Here is a 17,898-nt window from a genome sequence, read left to right as displayed (position 1 = left end):
AGGGGGTCTCTGCGTGGGGGAGTCAGTCATCGTCCGACCCCGTCGCGGTGCGCCGGGCTTCGAGGGCGTCCAGGGAGTCGACGAGACCGGTGTGGCGGGCGTCGAGGTAGGGGCGCATGCCGGCCAGGGGCGCGATGAGTTCGGCCGCGTCGGCGGCGCCGAGAGCGGCATGCAGGGCGGCCTGGGCTGAGCGCGCTTCGGGCGTGCGATGGGGGAGCGCGGTGATCTGTCCGGCGAGGCGGCGCAGGTCTGCTGCGTTGGCGCGGGCCCAGGTGGCGGCGGTGCGGTCGGCGGCGCGGCGTTCGCGGGTGGCCTGCACGCGTTGCTCGCCGGTGGTGCCGGTGGTGCCGGCGGGGCCGGGTCGGCCGCGCAGGTAGCGGCGTTCAGCGGCCTGGCGGCTGGCGACACCGAGGGGGTGGGCGCGGTCGGCCCAGCTGGCGCCCGCGTCGCGGGCGGTTTCGATCAGGCCGGTCTCCCAGCCGGCGAGCTGCTCGCGCACCTGCCGCAGCAGCATCAGCGAGGACAGGGCGTGCTCGGGGCCGGGGCCGGCGGCGTCGGGGGTCTCGTGTCGGGCATCGCGCAACACGTCGTCCATGGCGGCCAGGGCTGCCGCTGCGGTGAGGAAGGACGCCGGGCCGTGCGCCCGGGTACCGGTCGCGGACGGCTGGTCGACTGCGGTCACGGGCACCTTCCTCGGAGAGTCATCCAACCGATGACGTGATGTTTGTCATCGACTGGATGACATGCTACAACAGTGTCAGTGCAGCGCATTGGCAGCAACTGTTCGACCTGCTGGAGGTGTTTCACGATGTTGATGCGCACTGACCCCTTCCGTGAGCTCGACCGGATGACGCAGCAGCTGACGGGTCCGGGCACCTGGTCGAAGCCGTCGGTGATGCCGATGGACGCCTACCGTGAGGGTGGCGAGTACGTGGTGGCCTTCGACGTCCCCGGCGTGACCGCGGACGCGATCGACATCGACGTCGAGCGGAACATGCTGACCGTCAAGGCCGAGCGGCGGCCGACGACCAAGGCCGACGACGTCAAGATGGAGCTGTCCGAGCGGCCGCTGGGCGTGTTCTCCCGCCAGATCGTGCTCGCCGACACCCTCGACACCGAACGCATCCAGGCCGACTACGACGCCGGTGTTCTCACCCTGCGCATCCCGATCACGGAGCGGGCCAAGCCCCGCAAGGTCTCCATCGGCGTCGGCTCCGGCCGCAAGGAGATCTCCGGCTGACCCGTCCGTAACCGGTGCGGAGGACGGCCACCCCATCTCCTCCTCCCCGCCCTCCGCACCCCTGTGGAACCCGACGACACGAAGGGGTGGCGGCTGATGACCTTGAGACACGAAGCGTTCCTCGACCGTGTGAGGGAACGCGGCGCATACGACACCGCGGCGGAAGCCGAGCGTGCGGCGCGCGTGGTGCTCGCGCTGCTCGGCGCCCACCTGGTCGGCGGGGTCCGCGCCCAGCTCGCGGCACGCCTGCCGGAAGGCCTCGCCCGGATCCTGCTCAACCCGCTGCAGAGCGCCGAGCCGCTTCCCCCCGATCGATTCGTCCGCGCGACCGCCGCCTGGATCGAGGGCGCCACCGAGCAGACCGCGACGTGGGACGTCAGCGCCGTGCTGTCCACCGTCGCCGACACGGCAGGCGAGGACCTGACCGGGCAGATCCTGCTCCAGCTCCCCGTCGGCTACGACGTTCTCTTCGGCCGCCCCCAGCTCATCTGACCAAGACCGGGAGTGTCGTGCCCGGCACTCCCATGGCTCCTGAAAGGCATGCCCCGTAGTGATCACCGACGCGCGCGTACCGCTCCAGCACCAGCAGCCGTACTCGACGGCGTACGAGCAGATGCTGGAGAAGGTCCGATGCGAAGGCGCCTACCCCACCCGTGAGCGGGCCGAAGAAGCGGTCCGCGTTGTGCTCGCCGGACTCGGACGTCAACTGACCGGTGACGAACGCGTCGACCTGGCTCGCTGCCTGCCCCTGGAGGCGGCCTGCGTGCTGACCGCACAGATCCCCGACACCCGGCCGCTGACCGGGTGGGACTTCGTCAAGGACCTCGCCACACGCGTCGGCGCATCCCTGGCCACCACCCGCTGGGACACCGGCTCCGTCTTCGCCGCCGTCACAGCCCAGGCCGGCCCCCGCCTGATCACCCGCATCCTTCACCGGCTCCCCACCGGCTGGGCTCTGCTGTTCGGCCAAGCGGAACTCGCCCCCGCCGCGTAGACGTCGAGACGCACGCCCGGCGGGCGTCGGAAAGGCGCTCCGCGGGAGAGTGTACGAAGGCCCTGCTCCGCCCGGGCGAACCGGAGGGAGCAGGGCCTCGCTGCAAGCTCAGCGGCCCCTGGGGGCCACAAGGGTCATGCCGGGTTGATGTTCTCGGCCTGGGGCCCCTTCTGGCCCTGGGTGACGTCGAACGTCACGCTCTGGCCCTCCTGGAGCTCACGGAAGCCCGAGGAGTTGATGGCGGAGTAGTGGGCGAAGACGTCCGGGCCGCCACCGTCCTGGGCGATGAAGCCGAAGCCCTTCTCGGCGTTGAACCACTTCACAGTTCCCGTAGCCATGTCTGATGCCTTCCGGTCGAGTACGCCTCCCGCACCATGCGGGAGGCGGAGGTGATCGCCCTGGTTCCTGCGGCACAGCACAGCAAAGAACCCACGCCTATGGCGTGGGCAAAGGGGAACTTCCGAACCACGACAGCTGACGCAGACGGTACACGCCCGCACAGGCCGTCACCACTGGAAGCGACGGCACGTCGTGACCTGGTGCGGGCAGGCCCGGCGATGAGGCTCGGCAGGAGCGCCCCGGGTCAAGCCGCGGCCGCCGGATTCGCTGACGCGGCGGCGCGGCGGTATGCGGCGTTGATGCGCTGGGCCTCTTCGAGCTGGTCTTCGAGGATGATGATGCGGCAGGCGGCCTCGATGGGGGTGCCCTGGTCGACGAGTTCGCGGGCGCGGGCGGCGATGCGCAGCTGGTAGCGGGAGTAGCGGCGGTGTCCGCCTGCCGAGCGCAGCGGGGTGATGAGGCGGGCTTCGCCGATGGCGCGGAGGAAGCCCTGGGTGGTGCCGAGCATCTCGGCGGCCCGGCCCATCGTGTAGGCGGGGTAGTCGTCGTCGTCGAGACGGCCGAACGAGTCGTCTGCTGTCATTGAACCTCTCTCATGGAACGCGTGGAGGGGCCCGGGCGCCATTGGCACCCGGGCCCCGAAGGAACAGCTACACCATCTGCCGACCTTGGTCCTGCGTCGGCCTTCTGTTTCCGACCGCCCGACCTGACTGCTGCCGGGGGCGCGGGGATCGCGGATGCGTGACCGGAGACCACCTCACTATCGATGTCCTGCGGTACCCGGACCCGCGTGGCGTCCGGGCGATCCTGATGGTGCTCGGCTCCTCCGTTCTTCCCTCTGGTGTTACTGCCAACTGCTCACTGCAACTACGGGTACTGCGGTCTTGCTGCCCGGCAGTTCATGTCTGCCGGGCCCTTCGGTCTCTCTGCGTTACGAGAGAAACCATACCGACACCGCTACCCAATGTCTACTCCGGCCGTCATAGATTTTCGCGTATGACAGAGCAGGCAATCACACTCGGGCGCGGGTGGCAGGCGGTAGGCGGCAGGGCGCAGCGCGCGCGTTCGTCCGCCGGGGGGAACGGCATCCGCGCGTCCCCCACCCGGCTCCATCCCCCACCAGGGCGTCAGCGCGTCTACTTCCCCTGGACGTCCATGTGGAGGCGGACGGTGGTGCCCTGTTCGGGGGTGGAACGGATCTCGACCAGATCGCAGAGCTGGTGCGCGAGCCACAAGCCGCGGCCGCCGAGCTGCCGGGCCGACGGCCGGATGCGGCCGGCCATCGGGTCGGCGATGTATCCGGCGTCCCGGAACTCGCACAGGAACACCGCGTCCTGGGCCCACGTACGCACCGTTCCGCCGCCCCCGCCGTGACGGATGCTGTTCGTGGCGATCTCGGTGACGGCGACGGCGAGCTTCGCCTGCTGCTCCTGGGACACGCCCACGTCGGACGCGCACTGGGCGACCTTCGAGCGGACCGCGGCCAGGTCCCCGTAGGTGTAGCTGAGCTCCTGGTACGGATCGCACGGGGCGGGCAGTACCTCGAAGGGGTAGGGCCCGTCGTCGAGGAAGTCCCCGTTCGGCGTGTGCCGGCCGTCTTCGTGGATCAACGGGTGGCAGCGGGAGACGGACCGCAGCGCGGCCTGGTCCTCGTCGGCGGCGTCGTAAGGGCACAGCATCGACCACGCGGAGCTCCGTGCGAAGGCCTGGTTCAGCAGCCACTCGTGATGGCGCAGCTCCGAGAGGTGGGCCGCATTGCGGGCCTGGCTCCAGGCCGTCTCCCCGACGCCCCGTACCGGCCGGCCTCCCTCGCCGCTCTCCTCCAGCCAGGCGGTCCAGGCGGCGACGAGTCGCCCCGGATTCGGTCCGGCCGTCGTGGTGTCCACGAAGGTGACGGCGGCCTCGCCGGCCAGCTCGCCCCGCAGAAGCGATGCGCTGGCTTCGGGGACGGCGACGACGACCGCTTCGTCGGCCTCCAGCGCCTCACGGATGAAACCGAGGGTGCCGGTCATGAACTGGTCCTGCCCACGGTACGGGTACAGCTCGTGGCGGAAACCGGCCTCGGCCCGGGCTGCCGACTCGGGAGCCCCGGGCGGTCGGGTCGTTTTCATACGGCCATCACCACCGGCACACCCGGCGCGGCGTAACCCGCGAGTTCCCAACACAGCCGCACCGTCTCGTTGGCACCCTGCACGACGATGTGCCGTCCGGGAAGGTGGTTCGCCGCCTCGATCAGGGCTCCCATTCCGGCGGCGTCGATCATCTCCAGACGGTCGAAGCGCAGCCTCATCCTCGGCGTGTACCCCAGAGCCGCTCGCAGCGCGGCATTGAACGCTGCGGCGCCCTGTGAATCGATCACCCCGTCCACGCTCCAGCTGTCGACACCCGTACTGAACATCCGGAACGCCGGACGCTCTGCACGTGTGCCCATCTCGTGCGGGTGCACACTCGCCACGTGTTCCAGGGTATCCGCCTGCCACTGGGACGGCCTGAACGCGCACACCACCATCGCGCCGCACTCCGACGCGAACTCGTCGAGCCGGAGCTCCTGGGAGAGGAGGTCGTGCGCCGCAGCGGGCTCCGTGACCGGCGGCCGTTCGGCAAGCACGCGTACCGAACGGTAACCCTCACGGGCTGCGGTACGGGCCTCACGCTTCACCGCCGCCAGGACCGAGTCGGTGTCCCCGAGGTTGGGCAGGTCGAGCACCACCGCGGCCGAGGCCAGGAGCGTGTCCTCGGCGACGCCGCGGGCCGCTCCGACCACCACGATCTTGTCCCCGTACAAGGCCCCGTCGGCCACGTACGCCCGCGCCGTACCGGGGAAGGGGGCAGCCGCGTCGACCAGCCAGCAGACGTGGTCACCGACGTCGACCTCGTCCAGCGTCGCCAAAGCCCGTGCCGCTCTCACCTCGCCCCTTCCCGACCGTCCAGCCCATGCATGGGTCAGCCTACTGCGCCCGCGACGGGACGATCTCGCTCCGGCTGAGGCAGGCATCGACGAACACTGCGATGCCGTTCGCCCTCCCCGGGCAGGGCGCCGCCACACTGCCGGCGCCACGCACTACGGAGCCCCGTCGCGTGCCGCTCAGATACTCGTCCAGGCGTCGAGAAACGCCCTTCGCCGGTCCGGATCAGCTGATTTGTTGTCGGCGTGCAGGACGCGCCAGGCGGTGAGTTCGAGGTCCCGGAGCCACAGCTCGCCGATGACCTGCGTTTTGAGGTCGGGGAGGCGGTCGGACTCGCAGAGCGCCTGGCCGATGACCTCGCCCGCTGCGATGCGCTGGGGCGGGGTCATCTCGTCGACAGCCGAGAGGATCTGTCCGGCCAGACCGGTGCCCTCGCCGGCCAGCGAACTCAGGACGTAGTCCTTGATGTTGGCGGGCAGCAGGTAGAGGGACCCCGACGACCTCCACAGGTCCGACCAGAAGTGCTCCCCGGCCTCGGTGGGAGCGGGGAGCGCGGCCAGAAGTCCGAGCAGGTGCGCGGTGGCCGCGTACCCGTCGGAGTGGGCGGACGCGACGACGGCGATGTCCGCGACGCGCTCCACGTCGATGCGGCCGGCTTCGAGGCGGGGGTCCAGTCCCAGCCGCTGTTCCAGCTGATGGGAGAGGGGGGCGGACGCGTGGCAGCGGAACTCGGGCAGCATCGGCGGTCCTTGGGCGTAGGTGAGCGGGAGAGCTCATGCGGAAGCTGTGATGGTTCCCGTGGTCCGCCGGATTACACGACTTCCACGGCCCCGGTTGGCGGACGCGGTCGTCCGCGCCTCCTGCGTCCCGCGGGGAGCCTGAAGTGACCCAGCGGCGGGCCAATTCGCGATCAGGCCCCCCACCCGCTCTCCAGGGGTTGCAACCTGTACCCAGGTACAGGTTTACCGTCGGACGTGTCCCAGCCACCGGGGCCGATGACGGGAGAGAGCGCGATGAGTGATCTTGCGTGGGTGCCGCAGTCCTGCACGCTGCCCACCGAGGAGCGGCCCCTGCGGGTCGCCGAGTGGGACGAGCTGTTCGCCGAGCGACTGACCTCGCTGTCGAGGCCCCGGCCGCTCCACCTGCGCCTTGACCTGGCGGGCGGAGAAGGCGTGGAGGACCGGGTCCGTGACCTGGTGGAGCGCGAGAGCGGCTGCTGCTCCTTCTTCACCTTCACGCTCACCACCACACCCGGCCAGGACCTGATCCGGCTGGACATCTCCGTCGACCAGGCGTACGAGCCGGTCCTGGACGCCCTCGCCGCCCGGACTGCCGCCGCCGGAGAGTCGCGGTGAGCGCGGGTCTGCGCAGTGGGCAGGTCGCCGAGGCGGCCGGGGTGAACGTCCAGACGTTGCGCTACTACGAGCGGCGCGGCCTGCTGGCCGAGCCGGAACGCAGCAACGGCGGCCATCGCCTCTACGGCGAGGACGCGGTGACCGCCCTGCGAGTGATCAAGGCCGCCCAGCGGCTCGGCTTCACGCTGGAGGAGGTCGCCGAGCTCCTGGAGGCCGGCCGCCACCGCCACGGCCGGCCCGTCGCGGGCCTCCAGGAGCGGGCCGCGGCCAAGCTCGCCGAGGTCGACGCGAAGATCGCCGACCTCACCACCATCCGCAGCGCCCTGACCGCAGCCGTCGAGGCCGGCTGCGACGACCTCACCGTCTGCGCCGGCAGCGCCTGCTGCCCGATCCCCTTCACTGACCTCGCCAAGGAGCGTCATGCCGGACCCTGCTGCTGACCCCCGCCACCCCCGCCCCCAGCGCGCCCCGCAGGCGCTCGGGGGACTTGCCGCGCTGGCCTGTGTGGCGTGCTGCGCGCTGCCCGTCCTGATCGCAGCCGGGGTCGTCGGCGCCGGGGCCGGGGCGGTGGTGGCCTGGCTGCCCGCCCTCGCCGTCGTCCTGGCCGTGCTCGCCGCCGGCACCTGGTGGCTCGGCCGGCGCCGCCGCCCCTGCTCCTGCACACCCAAGCCCGCAGGTGAGGGCGGGTGCGGCTGCCAGGAGCCGACCGACCCCTTGAAGCTCGGCGGCGCGGACCGCCCGTAGGTCAGCCGCGGGTCGAGACGGCCGTGGATTGGGCCCGCCCCCGGCTGGGCAGCCGCCCGCTGGAAGGAGAGGAGGTCGTCATGGCCTGTACGGCTCTCATCGTGATCGACATGCTCAACACCTACGCCCACGAGGACGCAGACGCGCTGGTCGACTCCGTACGCACGTGCCTGCCGGGGGTGGGGGAGGTCCTGCGCCGGGCTCGGGCCGGCGATGCGCCGGTGATCTACGTGAACGACAACTTCGGCCGATGGAGGTCCCACCACGGGGAGATCCTGCAGGCAGCGCTCGACGGCAAGCACGCCGAGCTGGTGGAACCGATCGCGCCCGACGACGACTCGCTCTTCGTCGTCAAGGCCCGCCACTCGGCCTTCTTCGAGACACCCCTCGCCTACCTGCTGGGACAGCTCGGCGCCGAGCGGGTCGTCCTGTGCGGCCAGGTGACCGAGCAGTGCGTGCTCTATTCGGCCCTGGACGCCTACATCCGCCATCTCGATGTCGTGGTGGCGGCCGACGCGGTCGCCCACATCGACCCCGACCTGGCCGAGGCGGCCCTGCGCATGATGGAACACAACATGTCGGCAGACATCCGCCTCAGCCACGAGATCGCTTTCAACGCCTCCGCGGAGCGCTGACCCACCCCTCCTGCGCGGGTTGCGGGCCGCAGAGGTTGTTCGGTGCCGGGCCGTTTGAGAGAGGTTCGAGCGGTCATACGGGGCTGTGTACACCTTTTCGATCGAGCAGGGAGTGATCAGCTGTGTCTGGTGAGCAGAAGGCCGAGGCGAAGGGCGAGCAGGCCAAGGGCAAGCTCAAGGAGACCGCTGGCCGCCTGACGGGCAATGAGCGCATGACTGCCGAGGGGCGCGCGGAGCAGGCCAAGGGTGATGCCCGTGAGGCCAAGGAGAAGGCCAAGGACGCCTTCAAGCACTGACCTCGCGAGCACGGGGGCCGGGACCGCGGACAGCGGTCCCGGCCCCCGTGCCGTGCCCGCCCGGACTGACGCCGCCGCCGGTGAGCCGTCGGCTTCCCTGCGATTCCTGGACGAGGCTGGGCATACATCTCCTCATGCGGATCATCAGCGAACGCTCCTGCCCGGCCGGGCGCAGCGCGTGGAAGAGCCATGCGGTCGCCGCCGGCGCCGTGGCCGTCACAGCGCTGGTCGGCGGCCGGGCTGTGGACGCGGACAGCGCCTGGTACAAGGCGTTGGACAAGCCGCCGTGGCAGCCACCTCCCTGGGCGTTCGGCGCCGTGTGGACGCCGCTGTACGCGTCGATCGCGTGGGCGGCAGGCCGGGGCCTCAGCCGGTCCCGCCGCGGTGAACACGCTCGCCTGGCGGCCAGCCTGGGGACGAACCTCGCGTTGAACGCGGGGTGGAACTACCTGTTCTTCCGCTGCAGGAGCCCGCGTGCCGGCCTGGCCGGCACCGTACTGCTGGACGCCGGCAACGCCCACCTCATCGTCCGCACGGCCGCGATCGACCGCACGGCCGCCGTGGCGCTCGCCCCCTACGCCGCCTGGTGTCTGTTCGCCACCGCCCTCAACCTCTCCCTGGTGCGTCGCAACCCGCGGCGGTAGGGCGGGGACGGTCGCCGTCTCCCGGCTCCGACCTCGGGCGTCGGGGTGCTCCGGGGCGTCGGATAGGGTCCTGAGCGCCAATGGTCCGAGTGAGGGGGTGCCGGTATGACTGACAGTGCGCAGCGGCTCAGCGGTCCTGTGGCCGTGACGAGTGACAGCAGCCTCACGGACGAACGGATCCGCCGCATACGCCGGCGTCTGGAGCGGCTCATCGGCATCGCCGCGACCGAGGGCAACAGCGTACGGCCCCTGCGCAACGGTGACGCGATCTTCGCCGCGATGCTGGACGCGATCGGCAGCGCCCGGCACACCGTCGACATGATGACCTTCGTCTACTGGCGGGGCGACATCGCACGGCGGTTCGCGGAAGCGCTGGCCGACCGGGCGGCTGCGGGGGTGAGGGTGCGGCTGTTGCTGGACGGCTTCGGCAGCCGCCTGATAGAGCAGGACCTCCTGGACCGGATGCGCGCAGCCGGAGTGGAGGTCGCCTGGTTCCGCAAACCCCTCCTCCTCTCGCCGCTCAAGCAGAACCACCGCTGCCACCGCAAGGTGCTCGTGGTCGACGAGCGGACCGCTTTCACCGGAGGCGTCGGCATCGCCGAGGAATGGTGCGGTGACGCGCGCAACCCCAACGAGTGGCGGGACACGCACGTCGAGGTCCAGGGGCCCGCCGTCGACGGAGTCGCGGCCGCTTTCGCCCAGAACTGGGCGGAATGCCACACCGAGCTCTTCGACGAGCGCGACCGGTTCGTCAGCCACGAGCCCAGCGGGAACGCCATCGTGCAAGTGGTGCGCGGCTCGGCCAGTTTCGGCTGGCAGGACATGCAGACCCTGATGCGCGTGATCCTGGAGTCGGCCGAGGTACGGGTCCGGCTGGCGACCGCCTACTTCGCGCCCGACGTCTACTTCATCGACCTGCTCTGCGCCACGGCCCGCCGCGGCGTGGAAGTCGACATCCTGCTCCCCGGCCCCCACACGGACAAACGGGTGTGTCAGCTCGCGGGCCAGCACCACTACGAGGCGCTGACCGCCTGCGGGGTGCGCATCCACGAGTACCAGCCGACCATGATGCACGCGAAGATCATGACCATGGACGGCGTGGTCTCCCTGGTCGGCTCCACCAACTTCAACCGTCGCTCCCTCGATCACGACGAGGAGGTCATGCTCGCCGTCATGGACGTCGAGTTCACGGCCTCCCTCGACGCGCACTACGACGAGGACCTCAAGGCCAGTGAGCTCATCCGCCCCGACCGCTGGAAGCGGCGGTCGGTGCTGCAGCGCGCCCGGGAGTCAGCGGTGCTCCCGATCCGCCGCTACCTGTAGCCAACGGGCGCTAACATCAGGGCGTGGTTGCTGCATGGCAATTTTTTAGGTGCTGAACAGTGGCCGTGGTCGGCGAGGGCGAGCCCGCGCCTGCTGCCCGTGTGCGCTCCGTCAAGCTCCGCCCCGCACATGGGCAGCGCGCGAACGACCGTCGGCTCTCCTTCGACCGCTCTGCAAGAAATGACGCTCTCCATGACGAATTTCCTGGCTGTGGAGCGTGCGCTGCGCACTGCCGCACCGCACGATCTGCTCCGCACGGTTCGCTCCGCGCTCATGACGCACTACGAGGCCGTCCGAGTCCACCTCCTGATGGCGGACTACAGCCTGAGCGTCCTGCAGCGGCTCACCACACCGCCCGACACCGCGGAGCCGCTGCCCGTCCAGACCACGCCGGAGGGCCGCGCGTTCGGCAGCCAGGAACCGTACGGTCAGTACTCGGCCGAGGGCGATGCCCTGGACCTGCACCTGCCGGTGACCGTGCGGGGTGACCGGCTCGGGATCCTCACCGTGCGCATGCCCGACCGCCTGTGCACGCCGGAGGCCGTCGGCGAACTGACGGACATCGCGGAACTGCTGGGCCACGAGATCATCGTCGCGGAACGGGACACCGACCTGTACCTCCGGGCCCGCCGGGCGAGCCGGCTGACCCTGGCTGCCGAGATGCAGTGGCATCTGCTGCCCGGGCGGGCGTGCGCGCGGCCCGAGTACGCCATCGGAGCGCAGCTCGAACCCGCATACGACATCCACGGCGACAACTTCGACTGGTCCACCACCGCCGAAACGCTCACCATGACCGTCACCAACGGCATGGGCGAGGGGATCCAGGCCTCGCTGCTGACGAATCTCGCCATCAACGCGCTGCGCAACGCCCGAAGGGCCGGGGTCGGCATCGCGGATCAGGCGGCGCTGGCGGACCAGGCCGTCTTCGCGCAGTACCGCGGGCGGGAGTACGTCTCCACCCTCCTCCTGTGCCTGGAGCTGGCCACGGGCCGCGGTCAGGTCGTGGACGCCGGGTCGCCACAGCTGTGGCGCTACCGGGAGAGATCCGTGGAGAGAGTCCCCTTCGAGGCCCAGTTCCCCTTGGGCATGTTCGAGGAGTCCTCGTACACGGTGCAGCCCTTCGAAGCCCTCCCGGGCGACCGCCTGATCTTCGTGAGCGACGGCGTCTACGGGGCCGCGGACCGGGGCGGGGTGGCCTACGGCGAACGCGCGCTGGCCCGCGCCATCCAGGCGACCAGCCTGCTGCCCGCCGCCGCTGTGCCGCGCGCGATCCTGGAGGAGCTGGCCGCCTACCGCGACACCACTGCCGATGACGACGCCCTGGTCACCTGCCTGGACTGGTTCGGCAGGCCCTGAGGTCAAGCCGCTCAGCCGGTGTCGGGCAGGGCCTCGTCACGGGCCGGAAGCCCGCCGAGCCTGACGTGCGCGGCGGCCGCGTCGCGGAACGCGGCGAGGCCCTCGGCCAGGGAACGCCGGTCCTGGAGAGACATGCGCTGGAGCACCTCGGCCGCCTTGTGCGCCCGCAGGGCCCGGGTCTCCGCCAGGACGGCGCTTCCGCGCCGGCTCAGGGTCAGCTCCACCTCGCGGCGGTTGATCCTGCCGCGGGAACGCTCGAGGAGGCCGGCCGCTTCCAGGCGGTCGCACAGACGGCTCACCGCGGGTGGCGCCGAGCCCAGCGCCTCCCCGAGGTCACGCAGATTGATGCCGGCCCGCTGTTCGATCACCGTCAGAGCACGCAGCTGGGACGGCGGGACCGGCCCCACGGCGGTGTCCTGGTTCGAGCACCAGAGGACTTCGAGCAGCTCCGCGACGGCACAGGCGTCGAGAGCACCCTGCTCTTCGGCGTGTGGGGGAACGGCTCGGGGCATCGCACCACTGTGTCAGCCGCGAGCCCATTTGTCAGGCGCCGCCGCATGAGAGACCACCCGGCGGGCAGATGCCAGGCACGGGCGACCCGGCCGCACCGGGCCGTGCACCGGGAGCGTGTGCGGCACCGGCGTAGGAAAGGCGTAGGAGATGTGGGCGATCGGTGCTCATGCCGTGGGGGACGCGAGTGAGCGGGGGGCGCGGTTGTGGGAACGAGACCAAGTGGACGATAGTTGCCACAAGGCAACTGTCTTCTTCGATGTGATGGGGTGAGGGGTTCGCGCAGCGGGCCTTCCGTATTTGGTGAATTCCACCGAGACCATGTACGACCGTGCCGTGGTGCGCAGTCCATGGGGTGACGCACCCTATCCAGTGCTCGTGACGGATACCGAGTCGGTGCTGCTGTTCGTCAACAAGGCGGCCGGCCTGGTCTTCCCCCGCGCCCGTCCCGGCTCGGCCATGGCGGACGTGGTACCCGATTGGCTCTCCTCGGCTCATGCGCGACCTCCCGGCGCCCGGATCCCGACCGTGCACGGTCCCGCCGGCGACCGCACGTACGAGGCCCATCCGACGGTGCGCGACGACGACACGGTGGTGTGGTGGCTGGTCGACGACACCGACCACCGGCTGGCCCGTGAAGCACTGCGGGTGGAGCGCGAACGTACGGCGCTCCTGACCGAGGCGTCGAACCTGCTGCTGTCATCGCTGAACCTGGAGCGGTGCATGGACGTCACGGCGCGCATGGCCGCGGCCCACCTCGCGGACGCGGCCCTGGTCATCGCTCCCTCGCGCGGCCGCGAGCTGCCCGTGGTGGCCTGCCTGCGCGGAGGGTCCCCCTCCTCGTCCCGTATCACCGCGGATCCCGGGCAGGTCCCGGGACTGGGCGAGGCGCTGCAGGGATTTCCTCCGGTCCCCTCCCGCTGGATCGCCCCCGCCACCGCTCCGGCCTGGCTGATCCCCGACGGTTTCGGCCCCGTGGGATCCATCGTCATCACCCCCCTGCCCGGCCACGGCGTGCCGGCGGGGGCGCTGGTCCTGCTGCGCGGCGCCGGTACGAACGAGTTCAGCGCGGAAGAGGAGGTGTTCGCGAGGCTGTTCGCCGCGCGCGCCGGCGCCGCGATGTCCGCCGCCCGGCTCTACGCCGAGCAGACCTCCATCACCAACGTCCTGATGCGCGAGCTGCTGCCGCCCTTGCTGCACCAGGTCTCGGGCGTGGAGTACGCGGGCGGCTACCGGCCCTCCATGGACCACGAGCGGATCGGCGGGGACTTCTACGACGTGCACCCCGCCACCGTGCCGGGCGACGCGTCCCTCGTCGTTCTCGGAGACGTGTGCGGCAAGGGGCTGGAAGCCGCCGTGATGACCGGGAAGATCCGCAACACGCTCCACGCCCTGCTGCCGATAGCACAGGACCACCAGCGGATCCTGAGCCTCCTGAACACCTCGCTCCTCAATTCCCACAACGCCCGCTTCGCGACCCTGGTCCTGGCCTCCGCGAGGCGGGACGGCAACACCGTGCGGCTGCGACTGACCAGCGCGGGCCACCCCGCACCGCTGATCCTGCGCGCCGACGGGCGGGTCGAGGAGGCTCCGACCAAGGGCACCCTCGTGGGAGCGCTTCCCCAGGTCACCGCCGAGACCGTGCAGGTCACCCTGGCGCCGGGCGAGAGCTGCGTCCTGTACACGGACGGGATCAGCGAGGCGCGGGGCGGCCCGATGGGCGGGACGCAGTTCGGCGAGGCGAGACTCGTCCGGGCCCTCGAGGAGTGCGCGGGCATGCCGGGCGAGGCGGTGGTGGAGCGGGTGCAGATGCTCGCCTCCCAATGGGTGGGGACCGGACGCCACGACGACATGGCCGTCGTGGTCATCTCCGCGCCCCGCACCAACCACCTCAGTGCGGTGGACGGCCATACTCGGGGCAGGTTCACCTCATGAGCATCGACACGGTCAGGACCTCGACCCTCGCAGCCCTGGCGCACCGCGTGGGGGAGGCCGCCCTGTGCGGCGACGAGGCGTCCGCGACCGCGGTGGTGCGCAGGGCCTTGGACGAAGGACTCGACGCCGAGAGCGTGCTGCTCGATGTCATCGCGCCCACTCAGCAGCGGGTGGGCGAGGAATGGGCCGCCAACCGCATCACCGTCGCACAGGAACACGCCGCCACCGCCATCAACGAACGGGCCGTGGCGGCGGTCGCCCAGCACCCGGCGGCGCGCACGACACCCACGCGCGGCCGGATCACGGTGGCCTGCGTCGACGGCGAATGGCACGCCCTGCCCGCGCGGCTCCTGGCGGAAGTGATGAGGCTGCGGGGCTGGCGCGTGGACTACCTCGGCGCCCAGGTCCCCACCGCGCACCTCATCACGCACATCCACTCCACCGATACGGACGTGGTGGCGCTGTCCAGCTCCCTTCCCACCCGCCTGCCCACCGCGCACGCCACGATCACCGCCTGCCAGGCCGCCGGCACCCCCGTCCTCGTCGGCGGCGCCGCCTTCGGACCCAACGGGAGATACGCCCGCATGCTCAAAGCGGACTCCTGGGCCCCCGACGCCCGGACGGCGGCACGGGACCTCGCCCGCCGTCCGCTGCCCCGTCCCCGGCTCGACCACCAGGTCATCGACGACCTCCCGCACTTGGCCGACCAGGAGTACACCCTCGTCACCCGCACCAGGCCCCAGCTCGTACGCACGGTCTTCGACGGACTGCTGAAGGCCTACCCGGCCATGCGCGGCTACAGCGACACACAGCGCGAGCGGACAGCCGAAGATCTCTCCCACATCGTGGAATTCCTCGCCGCCGCCCTCTACACCGACGACGAAGACCTCTTCACCCGGTTCCTGCAGTGGACCGCCGGCATCCTCACCGCTCGCGGTGTCCCCGCCCACTCGCTGCCTCCGGCCCTCGAGCTCCTCGGACACGAGCTCAAGGACTTCCCGCGCGCGACCGCGATCCTCAGGTCCTCCGCGACCTTCCTGCCCCACACCCATGTCCCCGGCGCCAGGACTTCCGTATGACCTTCGCACCGCCCGACCCGCTCCGGCTGACGTACGTGGACACCGTCGACACCGTACGCATCGAACTGCACGGCAACTTCGACTACGAGTGCGCGGACGACCTCCTCGATGCCGTCGTACGCATCCTGGCGGACCGCACCGGCATGACGGACCTGCACCTGCACTGCGGGAACCTCACCGCGGTGGACTCCACCGGGCTGTCGACCCTGCTGATGATCCGACGCCTCACCGACACCGCAGACGTAGAACTGCACCTCGTGGACCGGCCCGTCTGCCTGGACCGCATCCTGGAGCTGACGGGGACCCTCGGCCACCTGACGGCCCGGCGCACCGCTGCGGGCACCCCCTCCGCCGGTACCCAGGAGGAAGCCGAGGCCGCGGAGGAGCCGGTACCGGCCCGCTCCAGCCAGTCCGACTCCAGCTGACGGCTCGCCCGAGCGGTCCCGGCGACCGCCGTACGCCGAACACCTCCGGGGGATCAGCGCCATCCGGCAGGGGCGGGGACCGGCGGGTCTGGCGTGTCACGAGGGCTCACGTGCCCTCGGTGCGGCATGTTCTCCTCGGCGGGCGATAACCCGTGAACCCTGGTGCCGGAGTCTGCGGAGGTGTCCCTTGGGCGCGAGCGGTAGCGGGCGGAGCGGTCCTGAAGACACCGCCGGTCGCCCCGCGGGTGCCGAAGCGGAGCCGGACGAAGCCGGGCCGAGCTGGTCGGCGCGGCTTCGCACCGCTCTGGAATCCGCACGGACGGCCGGGCCGCCGCCGGGCCCCTCGCGTCCCGCGTTCTGGCGCAGCCCCCTGCGCGGCCCGTGGCTGACCTCGGTGCTCGGCCTGGTCCTGCTGGCGGGGATCACCGTCCTCTTCGTGACGGGCCTGCTGTCGTACGCGGCGTACAACCCGGACCTGGCGGCGGTGAACGACCAGACGCCCGGCAAGGGGTGGCTCGGCTTCTACCTCTTCCCCTGGCCGACGTCGCCGTACTGGCTCTACCGGGTCACCCAAGGGGTGCACGTCACGCTCGGGATCGTGCTCGTACCCGTGCTCCTGGCGAAACTGTGGTCGGTCATCCCGAAGCTCTTCGAGTGGCCGCCCGTACGGTCGGCCGCCCACGGCATCGAGCGGCTCTCCCTGCTCCTGCTGGTGGGGGGTGCGGGGTTCGAGTTCGTCACCGGCATCCTCAACGTGCAACTGCACTACATCTTCCCCGGGTCCTTCTACACGCTGCACTTCTACGGGGCGTGGGTGTTCATCGGCGCCTTCGTGGTCCACCTGGCCTTTCGGCTGCCGAGGGCACTGCGTGCGGTGGGACGCCGGACCGGCGAGCCGGCGTCCGGTACCCAGGACGCGGCCGGACTGGTCCCGCCCCGCCCGGCCGCGCCGACGATCTCCCGCCGGGCCGCGCTCGGCATGGTCGGGCTGGGGTCGTTCGCGCTGCTGGCGGTCACGGTGGGCCAGAGCGTCGGCGGCTGGTTCCGGCAGACGGCGCTCCTCGCCCCGCACGGACAGGACCCCGGACCGGGGCCGAACGGGTTCCAGATCAACAAGACGGCCGCCTCGGTCGGCATCCGGCCCAGCGACATCGGCCCGGCCTGGCGCCTGACGGTCCGGGGCGCCGGCCGGCAGGTCGACCTGACCTACGACCAACTGCTGGCCCTGCCCCAGAACGAGTCGTCCCTGCCCATCGCCTGCGTGGAGGGCTGGTCGACCCCTGATCAGCGCTGGAGCGGAGTCCGGCTCACGGACCTGGCCGCCCTGGTCGGGCTCGGCACGAACACCCCGCAGGTGTTCGTGGAGTCGGTGCAGCGCGGTGGGTCGTTCCGATCGGTGGTCCTGCGCGACAACCAGGCCCGGGACGACCGTTCGCTGCTGGCCGTGCGGGTCAACGGTGCCGTGCTCTCGCACGATCACGGCTACCCGGCCCGGGTGATCGTCCCGGGCGCCCCCGGAGTCCACAACACCAAGTGGGTCACCCGCCTCACCTTCGGAGAACCGACATGAGGTCCCTCCGGCCGGACGCGGTCCCCGGTGCTTTCCGCCGCCGGTACGGTGCTTCCCCGCTCCACCTGCTCCTCGTGCTCGCTTCCTTCGTCCTTGCCGGGTACGCGGGCCTGAGACTCCTCAAGGGCGACGCCGTCGGCGTGGCCCTGTGGTTCGTCGGCGCGGCGCTCCTCCACGACCTGGTGCTGTTGCCCCTGTACTCGGTGACGGACCGGGTGGTGCAGGTGGCCTTCGGGATCGACGGGGACGTCGAGGCCCCCGCCGTACGGACGGGCCTCAACCACGTGCGCGTGCCGGCCTTCGTCGCCGGGGTCCTCCTGCTCGTGTGGTGGCCCCTCGTCCTGCGCCGGGTGGACCACTTCACCGCGGCCACGGGCCTCCCGGAGGACGGGTTCCTCACGCGCTGGCTGCTGATCACCGCCGGCCTCTTCGCCGTCTCGGCGGCCGTCCTCCTCGTACGGATGTGGCACGGGACGAGGGCCGCCAGACGTGCCGCACGCGTAGCGGCACGCGCGCGCAGAGCCACGAAGTGACGCCCAGCCGTCCA

23 protein-coding genes are annotated in these 17,898 nt (G+C 71.1%); 16 read left to right on the top strand and 7 right to left on the bottom strand.

The window, feature by feature from the left end; genetic code table 11:
• Positions 1 to 22: 22 nt before the first annotated feature.
• Positions 23 to 682, bottom strand: a complete 660-nt coding sequence (locus ACFYP3_RS06070) for a type III effector protein (protein ID WP_388827456.1) — start codon at positions 680 to 682, stop codon at positions 23 to 25.
• Positions 683 to 808: 126 nt separating this feature from the next.
• On the opposite strand from ACFYP3_RS06070, the gene ACFYP3_RS06065 reads away from it, so the two are divergent.
• The 3 genes from ACFYP3_RS06065 (at position 809) to ACFYP3_RS06055 (ending at position 2,234) form a co-directional block, all read left to right on the top strand.
• Positions 809 to 1,240 (top strand): Hsp20/alpha crystallin family protein, encoded by a 432-nt coding sequence (locus ACFYP3_RS06065; protein WP_388827453.1) that lies wholly within the window; start codon positions 809 to 811, stop codon positions 1,238 to 1,240.
• Positions 1,241 to 1,336: 96 nt separating this feature from the next.
• Positions 1,337 to 1,732, top strand: a complete 396-nt coding sequence (locus ACFYP3_RS06060) for a DUF2267 domain-containing protein (protein WP_388827450.1) — start codon at positions 1,337 to 1,339, stop codon at positions 1,730 to 1,732.
• Between the two features lie 58 nt (positions 1,733 to 1,790).
• Complete coding sequence (locus ACFYP3_RS06055; RefSeq protein WP_388827447.1) at positions 1,791 to 2,234, top strand: DUF2267 domain-containing protein; 444 nt, start codon at positions 1,791 to 1,793, stop codon at positions 2,232 to 2,234.
• A gap of 134 nt (positions 2,235 to 2,368) precedes the next feature.
• On the opposite strand, the gene ACFYP3_RS06050 is transcribed toward ACFYP3_RS06055, so the two are convergent.
• The 5 genes from ACFYP3_RS06050 to ACFYP3_RS06030 all read right to left on the bottom strand — a co-directional run bounded on the left by ACFYP3_RS06050 (position 2,369) and on the right by ACFYP3_RS06030 (position 6,219).
• The gene (locus ACFYP3_RS06050; protein WP_161200952.1) at positions 2,369 to 2,572 is read right to left on the bottom strand and encodes a cold-shock protein; all 204 of its coding nucleotides are present in this window, start codon (positions 2,570 to 2,572) and stop codon (positions 2,369 to 2,371) included.
• Positions 2,573 to 2,817: 245 nt separating this feature from the next.
• Positions 2,818 to 3,156 (bottom strand): MerR family transcriptional regulator, encoded by a 339-nt coding sequence (locus ACFYP3_RS06045; RefSeq protein WP_388827444.1) that lies wholly within the window; start codon positions 3,154 to 3,156, stop codon positions 2,818 to 2,820.
• Positions 3,157 to 3,709: 553 nt separating this feature from the next.
• Positions 3,710 to 4,684, bottom strand: coding sequence for an anti-sigma factor RsbA family regulatory protein (locus ACFYP3_RS06040; protein ID WP_388827442.1), 975 nt, complete (start codon positions 4,682 to 4,684; stop codon positions 3,710 to 3,712).
• Positions 4,681 to 5,481, bottom strand: coding sequence for an MEDS domain-containing protein (locus ACFYP3_RS06035; RefSeq protein ID WP_388827439.1), 801 nt, complete (start codon positions 5,479 to 5,481; stop codon positions 4,681 to 4,683). The genes ACFYP3_RS06040 and ACFYP3_RS06035 overlap by 4 nt, the downstream gene beginning before the upstream one ends.
• 177 nt (positions 5,482 to 5,658) lie before the next feature.
• The gene (locus ACFYP3_RS06030) at positions 5,659 to 6,219 is read right to left on the bottom strand and encodes a hypothetical protein (RefSeq protein ID WP_388827436.1); all 561 of its coding nucleotides are present in this window, start codon (positions 6,217 to 6,219) and stop codon (positions 5,659 to 5,661) included.
• A 273-nt stretch (positions 6,220 to 6,492) separates the two neighbouring features.
• Here ACFYP3_RS06030 and ACFYP3_RS06025 point away from each other — a divergent pair, with 273 nt between their 5' ends.
• From ACFYP3_RS06025 to ACFYP3_RS05990, 8 genes are all read left to right on the top strand, one after another.
• Positions 6,493 to 6,834: a hypothetical protein gene (locus ACFYP3_RS06025; RefSeq protein ID WP_388827433.1), complete on the top strand. Its 342-nt coding sequence runs from the start codon at positions 6,493 to 6,495 to the stop codon at positions 6,832 to 6,834.
• Positions 6,831 to 7,274, top strand: a complete 444-nt coding sequence (locus ACFYP3_RS06020) for a MerR family transcriptional regulator (protein WP_388827431.1) — start codon at positions 6,831 to 6,833, stop codon at positions 7,272 to 7,274. Before ACFYP3_RS06025 ends, ACFYP3_RS06020 begins: the two co-directional genes overlap by 4 nt.
• Positions 7,255 to 7,578, top strand: coding sequence for a hypothetical protein (locus ACFYP3_RS06015; protein ID WP_388827428.1), 324 nt, complete (start codon positions 7,255 to 7,257; stop codon positions 7,576 to 7,578). Before ACFYP3_RS06020 ends, ACFYP3_RS06015 begins: the two co-directional genes overlap by 20 nt.
• An 80-nt stretch (positions 7,579 to 7,658) precedes the next feature.
• Positions 7,659 to 8,213, top strand: a complete 555-nt coding sequence (locus ACFYP3_RS06010; protein WP_388827425.1) for an isochorismatase family cysteine hydrolase — start codon at positions 7,659 to 7,661, stop codon at positions 8,211 to 8,213.
• 122 nt (positions 8,214 to 8,335) lie between these two features.
• A complete protein-coding gene (locus ACFYP3_RS06005) occupies positions 8,336 to 8,509 on the top strand; it encodes a CsbD family protein (protein ID WP_352333707.1) in 174 nt (57 codons plus the stop codon).
• A gap of 134 nt (positions 8,510 to 8,643) precedes the next feature.
• Positions 8,644 to 9,153, top strand: a complete 510-nt coding sequence (locus ACFYP3_RS06000; RefSeq protein WP_388827422.1) for a TspO/MBR family protein — start codon at positions 8,644 to 8,646, stop codon at positions 9,151 to 9,153.
• Between the two features lie 105 nt (positions 9,154 to 9,258).
• A complete protein-coding gene (locus tag ACFYP3_RS05995; protein ID WP_388827419.1) occupies positions 9,259 to 10,476 on the top strand; it encodes a phosphatidylserine/phosphatidylglycerophosphate/cardiolipin synthase family protein in 1,218 nt (405 codons plus the stop codon).
• A 192-nt stretch (positions 10,477 to 10,668) separates the two neighbouring features.
• A complete protein-coding gene (locus ACFYP3_RS05990) occupies positions 10,669 to 11,832 on the top strand; it encodes a PP2C family protein-serine/threonine phosphatase (protein ID WP_388827416.1) in 1,164 nt (387 codons plus the stop codon).
• Positions 11,833 to 11,843: 11 nt separating this feature from the next.
• Here the strand turns inward: ACFYP3_RS05990 and ACFYP3_RS05985 are convergent, their stop codons facing one another.
• Positions 11,844 to 12,344 (bottom strand): MarR family transcriptional regulator, encoded by a 501-nt coding sequence (locus ACFYP3_RS05985; RefSeq protein WP_388827413.1) that lies wholly within the window; start codon positions 12,342 to 12,344, stop codon positions 11,844 to 11,846.
• 319 nt (positions 12,345 to 12,663) lie between these two features.
• On the opposite strand from ACFYP3_RS05985, the gene ACFYP3_RS05980 reads away from it, so the two are divergent.
• From ACFYP3_RS05980 to ACFYP3_RS05960, 5 genes are all read left to right on the top strand, one after another.
• Positions 12,664 to 14,277 carry a PP2C family protein-serine/threonine phosphatase gene (locus ACFYP3_RS05980; RefSeq protein WP_388827410.1) on the top strand — a complete coding sequence of 538 codons (1,614 nt, stop codon included), beginning with the start codon at positions 12,664 to 12,666 and terminating at the stop codon, positions 14,275 to 14,277.
• Positions 14,274 to 15,356 (top strand): B12-binding domain-containing protein, encoded by a 1,083-nt coding sequence (locus ACFYP3_RS05975; RefSeq protein ID WP_388827407.1) that lies wholly within the window; start codon positions 14,274 to 14,276, stop codon positions 15,354 to 15,356. The genes ACFYP3_RS05980 and ACFYP3_RS05975 overlap by 4 nt, the downstream gene beginning before the upstream one ends.
• Positions 15,353 to 15,781, top strand: a complete 429-nt coding sequence (locus ACFYP3_RS05970) for an STAS domain-containing protein (RefSeq protein WP_388827404.1) — start codon at positions 15,353 to 15,355, stop codon at positions 15,779 to 15,781. Before ACFYP3_RS05975 ends, ACFYP3_RS05970 begins: the two co-directional genes overlap by 4 nt.
• A 304-nt stretch (positions 15,782 to 16,085) precedes the next feature.
• Positions 16,086 to 17,351, top strand: a complete 1,266-nt coding sequence (locus tag ACFYP3_RS05965; RefSeq protein WP_388827658.1) for a molybdopterin-dependent oxidoreductase — start codon at positions 16,086 to 16,088, stop codon at positions 17,349 to 17,351.
• Complete coding sequence (locus tag ACFYP3_RS05960; protein WP_388827401.1) at positions 17,348 to 17,884, top strand: hypothetical protein; 537 nt, start codon at positions 17,348 to 17,350, stop codon at positions 17,882 to 17,884. The genes ACFYP3_RS05965 and ACFYP3_RS05960 overlap by 4 nt, the downstream gene beginning before the upstream one ends.
• The last annotated feature ends 14 nt before the right edge of the window (positions 17,885 to 17,898 follow it).

Origin of the sequence: Streptomyces sp. NPDC005533, assembly GCF_042871845.1 — a bacterium.
GTDB lineage: Bacteria > Actinomycetota > Actinomycetes > Streptomycetales > Streptomycetaceae > Streptomyces.
This window is presented reverse-complemented; position numbering and strand designations above follow the sequence as displayed.